Annotated in this window: 5 protein-coding genes; 4 read left to right on the forward strand and 1 reads right to left on the reverse strand. The window is 61.0% G+C overall.

From position 1 onward, the window contains the following. The 4 genes from Z052_RS13505 to Z052_RS13520 all read left to right on the forward strand — a co-directional run. The coding region (locus Z052_RS13505) for a DUF4129 domain-containing protein (protein WP_206746947.1) at positions 1 to 1,238 on the forward strand (1,238 nt) is incomplete at its 5' end. Next, positions 1,235 to 1,921 (forward strand): hypothetical protein, encoded by a 687-nt coding sequence (locus tag Z052_RS13510; protein WP_049933434.1) that lies wholly within the window; start codon positions 1,235 to 1,237, stop codon positions 1,919 to 1,921. The genes Z052_RS13505 and Z052_RS13510, both read left to right, overlap by 4 nt. Continuing rightward, complete coding sequence (locus Z052_RS13515) at positions 1,918 to 3,273, forward strand: DUF58 domain-containing protein (protein WP_049933435.1); 1,356 nt, start codon at positions 1,918 to 1,920, stop codon at positions 3,271 to 3,273. Before Z052_RS13510 ends, Z052_RS13515 begins: the two co-directional genes overlap by 4 nt. After that, positions 3,273 to 4,808: a hypothetical protein gene (locus tag Z052_RS13520; protein WP_049933437.1), complete on the forward strand. Its 1,536-nt coding sequence runs from the start codon at positions 3,273 to 3,275 to the stop codon at positions 4,806 to 4,808. The genes Z052_RS13515 and Z052_RS13520 overlap by 1 nt, the downstream gene beginning before the upstream one ends. A 9-nt stretch (positions 4,809 to 4,817) precedes the next feature. Here Z052_RS13520 and Z052_RS13525 read toward each other — a convergent pair whose 3' ends face one another. Continuing rightward, positions 4,818 to 5,792, reverse strand: a complete 975-nt coding sequence (locus Z052_RS13525; RefSeq protein WP_094520378.1) for a MoxR family ATPase — start codon at positions 5,790 to 5,792, stop codon at positions 4,818 to 4,820. Positions 5,793 to 6,276: the final 484 nt, after the last annotated feature.

Below are 6,276 nucleotides of genomic sequence, written 5' to 3' on the forward strand. Positions count from 1 at the left end.
TCGGCGCACTCGGTACTGATTTTCATCAGGTGGACGACGCGACTAACGAATCGTCGGTGACCTACGCCCCAGAGACAAACGCGACGATTTCCGTGGGCGGGAATCGGACAACGGGTGGGACCGCTCGACTTGTGGTCGCCGTTCAGGACGTGCCGGTCGCTGACGCGAACATCGACTTCGACGGCGAGACCGTTGGGTCGACCGATAGCGATGGCGTTTACGAACTCTCGCTCGCAAACATCGAGCCGGGTAACTATTCGGTCCGGGCGACTCGCGGGTCGGTTGATGTCTCATCGACGCTCACCGTCACCCCGCCAGAAGGAGGCAACGACTCAGAGACCGCTGAGGACAAACAGCGTGATCCCCTTGCCCCTAATATTTCGGTCTCACCGTCCCTGATCGCACTCCCGGGAACCTCGGCGACTGCGACGGTTAGCCGCAACGGCCAGCCGATATCGGGCACTCCGGTCCGTGTTGACGGCGAGGTCGTCGGCGAGACTGACGCCAATGGGACAATTACTTTGTCGTTCCCCATCGCCGATTCGGTTGTCCTCACCGCCAGCGCCAACGGCGTCACCGGCGAGCAGTCGATAGACGGGCTGTACCGGAACGCCGGGGTCGTCGTCGCCGCGTTGGTTGGTACCCTTGTCGGCCTCATAATGATCGCCCGGCGGTACGGGATCACTCGGCAGCTACTGACACGCAGACTCGCGGCTATTGTTGCCCTTCTTATCTCTATTCCACACCGGTTGACCAATCTCGTGATTCGGTTGGCAGCCGCGTTTGAGGCCGCTATCGTGGGGCTCTGGCGACAGCTCACGTCGTTGCCGAGCCTCCTGACGGGATCGCTTATCAATATCCTCCATCAGGTGAACCCCTACGGGTTGTTACTAGCGGCGATCACGTGGGTTCGCTCCCGACTCCGGGGGCTCCGTCGCAGTAGCGATGATACTACAGCCGACGCAACAACGACGAGAACCCCCGATACAGAACAACACCGACGGATTCGGGCGATTTGGGGGTCGTTCGTCGAGTTTGTACGGCCGCCAAAGCTCACGACACGGACCCCCGCCGAGATCAGTCGGTACGCGATCAGACAGGGGCTGCCGCGGCGACCTGTGGAGTATATCACCGACCTATATCGCGCCGTAGAGTACGGCCACCGGTCACCTGATGAATCGCGGCTTGAATCCGCCCGCGAGGCGCTGTCGACGCTCCGGGAGGAGGACGACGAATGAACCGTGAGCATCTATTTCGGACCCTGCTGTTGTTGATCGTAAGCGCCGTCGTCCTCGGGTTTGCCGCCGTTGTTGGCTACCGCCCCGAACTCCTGCCGCCAGAGATTATGATGCAGTTGGATCGACTAACCGAAGCTGTCGGGGTACGGACTGCGATCCTCGCCGCCGGTGCGGTCCTCGCCTGTATCGGGCTGTTGGGCTCGTGGGCGTGGCGAACGAACGATCAGACGGCGGTATTGTCAGACCTGTCGCCCGAGCAGCCGGATCGGGAGGTCGACGTGACGGGCGCGGGCCTCACTAGCGTGTTCGAATCCGTGCGGAACGGGCGGTCTGGCTCTGAGACCATCGAGGAGTCACTCCGGACGGTCCTAGTAGATCTATACGGTCGCAAATTTGACGACCGCGAGCAGGCCGAACAGTACGTCGACAACGGGGAGTGGACCAACGATCAGGTAGCTGCGGCGACGCTGACGGCGACCAATTCAGTTGAGTTCCCACTTTTATACCGAGTGTACGCGTGGTTGTATCCTGACCACGCCTACAACTACCGAACGCGGCGGACGTTGCGCGCAGTTGAAGATACCTGTGCAGCTGAGTTAACGGCTTATAACCCACCAGCACGGCGGCGAGGGCGGTTCGGTCAGTTACGGGCTCTCTTTGACTCCGGAGGTGGCCGACAGTGAGACACACCCGCTACCGGATCATGCGGGCTTATGCGATCATCCTTGTCGCCGCCGGAATCGCAACTGGATCGCTCTCGCTGGTGCTTGCCGCGGCCGTCCCTCTGGTATTCGCTCTCTACGGGGCGCTGTCCGGCTCGCCGGTCGTCAAAGGTAACATCGAAGTTAACCGAGAGATCAGCCCTGAGACCCCATTGCCCGGCCAGCCCGTTGACGTGACTCTGACGGTCCGGAACACGGGAGACACGGCAATTCCCGACCTCCGTTTCGTTGATGGCGTCCCCGAGGAACTTGGCGTTACCGAGGGGTCGCCCCGCGCTGGCAGTGCAATCGCAGGGGGTAGTAAGCTGTCGACGACTTACACGCTCGCTGCCGACCGTGGAACCTACACCTTCGACGATGTCACCGTCAGCGCGCGTAACCTCAACGGCACGCGAGTGGTCGGAGAGGAAATCGACGCAACAGGCGTCACCGACTTCGAGTGTCGGGTCGCAGTCGAGGATATCCCAGTCCAGCAGACTACCTCCTATACCGGGCAGCTGGCGACGGACTCGGGTGGACCGGGCGTCGAGTTTTACGCGACTCGAGAGTACCGGCCCGAAGACCCAGTCAAACGAATCAACTGGCGACAGTATGCGAAGACTGGTAAACTGGCGACGATCGACTACCGCGAGCAGCACGCCGCCCACGTCGTCGTCCTCACCGACAGCCGCCCGTCGACTCACACTGCAGCCTCCCCGACTGATCCGACAGGGGCGACCCTGAGTGCCTACGCCGCGACAATCGCCATCGAAGTGCTGATCAACGAGGGTCACCACGTCTCGCTGGGTGCACTCGGGATTGCCGACCCACAGACCGATATCGAACCTCCGGCGTGGGTCTCGGCCGACGAGGGCACCGCCTTCACCACCCACGCGACAGCGGTGTGTAACGCCGCGGCGTCGGGCGCGACCGACAGGATTGATAACAGAGATCACTCCAACAGCTCTACCACTGTTGGGCCGACCAGCACTGAGCCGCACGGAGAAGCCGCATCTCCCCCAGTGGCTGACGGCGGCATCGACTGGCAGCGGCTCCAGTCGCTCGTGCCGCCCGGCGCGCAGGTGATGTTGTGTACCTCTGCGACCGACGGGGCGATCGTTGACCTTGTCGAGTCACTCCGAGGCGACGGTCATGAGGTGACGGTGCTCTCGCCACAGACCGCTCCCGAGACCGTCGGCGGCCGGATAGTCGCGCTTCAGCGTTCGGTCCGGCTTGATCGGCTCCGGTTTCTCGGGGCGACGGTTATTGACTGGGAACGAGCGGAGAAACTACCTGCCGCGCTTGCCCGGGGCTTGGATGCGGGGGTGCAGTGATGGCCGGTCAAACCATTCTGCCGAAGCCGAATACAACACGCCTCGGCTCGCTTTTGATCGGCACTACCGTGGCCCTCGGTGGCTGGCTCCTCACAAGCGCGACCGGGACAACTCGGCCCGGCCTCGCTGCTGGGGTCGCCGGGGGGCTGTTGGGAACCATTGTTCTGGTCCGTAATACAGAGACACCGCTCGGGACTGCAGTTGCGACGCTGCTATTGCCCGTGCCGAGCCTTGTCGGGTTGGTTGCCGTCGGCCTCCCGCTTCGTGAGCTGGTACCGCTGACAATTGCGGGCGATCCGTTTGTTCGGCCGCTGATCGGTCAGCTTGGCGTAACAGTCGCTGTCGGAATAGCTGCCTTCGGCGTCATCGCCACGCTTGATACAGGCGTCGGGGAAGGCGCAGTTGCCAAACTTTGGGGGACGGCCGTGCGGGCGCTGATTGGGATCGGTGTGCCACTCGCTGGCCTGCTAGTCCTCCAGTTCGATGCTTTGACTGCGGTTCCCGTCTCCATCCCCGGGATCGATGGTTCGACCCTCACCACGTTTCTGTATCGGCCCTCTGAATCCGTATTCGTCCTCGTCAGTTTCTGGCTTCTCGTGACCCTCCAGATCGCGGCGCTCAAACTACTAATTGTGGTGGCCCCCGTCATGGAGTTGACACCACAGACGAATCAGGAGTCCGTCGGTCAACTACTCTCGCGAACTCATTCCGTGCTTAACACGGCTTTTGTGCCGGTGCTCGGGCTAACCTTTGTATCGATACTGCTTGCGTTTGGGGTGTCAGATCCCCGGGCGCTTCTCGCTCGCTTCCCGGTGGTTTTTGAGCTTCTCGCAGCCCCCAGCCTCCGCCGCGGCCTCGTTTCTGGTATCGGTCTCGTGACGCTTGGGGTGGTATTGCTAAGCGGGTTGCAGTTTGTCGCCGGTCGGGTAACCGACACTGTCGGCCGCCTTATTCCGTCCATGCTGGCCGGGGGGAGTGCGGTAGCGGTCGCCATCGTCGGCTCACCATTGGTGCCACAGACCGTCAGCCAGATCCCTGAGACACCAGTTCCGGTCGATGAAGTAGTCACCGCGCTGACGCCGGCGGGGGTTGTTCTTGCGGGTGTCACCGTCGCCGTGGCGCTGTTGACCGGCGTGCTCGCCATGATTGTAACCGCAGGCGGAATGAAATACATCCCCCGGCGGACCGCGGGCAGCGCCATCGCCAGCGCGGGGCTCGGGATCGGTACGATCGCTGCTGGGATCGGCGGTACCGATGTGCTTGTGGTCTTCGCCGCTGTTGCCGTCTCAATCTTCATCTGGAACACGGGCGAGCGTAGCGTCACGACGCAGGCTGAACTGGGTCCCTCCTCATCAATCCAACTGGAAGCTATCCACATGTTCTCGGCACTCGGTCTCGCGGTCGTCGGCGTCGGATTGGCGTGGGGGCTGTACACGAATGCCCTCAGTCGACTGATCGTTAGCGACGGGACGCTTGTCGGCGTCCTCGCGTCGACTGTGGGTGTCCTGCTGCTGGTCGTCGCAATTCGAGGGTGAGTAGAGGCGTCAGTCGGCAGTCGTCGCTGCGCCCGGTACCTCGACGCTGTCGAGAAGGTCGGTGACGATTGCCTCGGCGTTGATATCCTTAATTCCGGCCTCAGAGGTCAACACCAGCCGGTGGGTCATCACCGGACGGGCGATAGCCTTGATATCATCGGGCGTCACGTAGTCACGACCATCGATCAGCGCGTGGGCCCGAGAGGCTTCGAAAAACCGCTGGATACCACGTGGCGAGACGCCCACGTCGACTCGCGGATCATCTCGACTCGCTCGGGCGAGGTCGACAAGATACTCTTTGACCGACTCCTCGATACTCACCTGTTCGGGCAGCTGGCGGAGAGTGGTCACCTGCGAGGCGTCGACAACCGGATTGACAGTCGGCATCTGGGTGTCCCGACTCGCTCGACGGCTAATGAGATCGATCTCGCCGCCGCGGTCGGGGTAGCCAATCGAGGTCTTAACGATAAATCGGTCCCGTTGTGCCTCTGGCAGGCGGAAAGTGCCCTCTTGTTCGATGGGGTTCTGAGTGGCAAGAACAAAAAACGGTTCTGGGAGGTCATATGTTGTCCCACCGACAGTAACCTGTCCCTCATCCATTGCCTCCAAGAGCGCCGACTGGGTTTTCGGGGGTGCACGGTTGATCTCATCGGCCAGCACGATATTGGCAAAAACGGGTCCGCGCTGGAACTGGAACTCACCGTGCTCCTCGTTATAAATCTGTGAGCCGGTAATGTCGCTTGGCAGCAGGTCAGGTGTAAACTGGATGCGAGTAAACTCCAGATCGAGTGCATCGGCTAGTGCAACGGCGGTGAGCGTCTTCCCCGTCCCCGGAACATCTTCCAGTAGAACGTGACCACGAGCCAACAGGCCAGTCGAAACGGTTTCGAGAAACTCCCTGTCGGTGATGACTGCCTCGCTAACCCGATCCATTACCGCAGTAATCCGTTTTGTTGCCTCCTCCATCCGCTGACCATCTCTCATACGACACTATCACTGCTTGGTATGGACTTATCAGTTGTTGTGACTGTACTGCCCTGTTGACTCGATGGAAACGCTGCTATCCCTAGAGAACGTGAACCAAGATATGGGGCGCAAGAGACCGATAAGGACTCCGTGCCATAGAGCACGTTCTGTTGACTGGTCCATGCGCGAAAGAAGTCGAGTCATGGGCGCTACAGCCCGGATGCCGCGGCCCGGCATCCGGGCGGCCTCCCATGATAGTGCGTCCTTGGCAGGTAGGCCAATCAGAGCCACGCGTTCGATGACGCTGTTGAATCATCGGCCTTTGACCACCCCAGTACCTCTTCACGCACGCTGGGGACTTAGCAGGCTTTCATCCCATCAGAGCCAGAGAGAATATGTCTGGAAAAGAATACATCAACAGAGCCGTAATTATTGGATATCAGTTTGCGCTCAGTTTTCACTTTCATCGCGCTTAAGCCAAACTTCAGTCGATCACATCGGG

Source organism: Halorubrum sp. C191, assembly GCF_002727095.1.
GTDB classification, from domain to species: Archaea; Halobacteriota; Halobacteria; order Halobacteriales; family Haloferacaceae; genus Halorubrum; species Halorubrum ezzemoulense.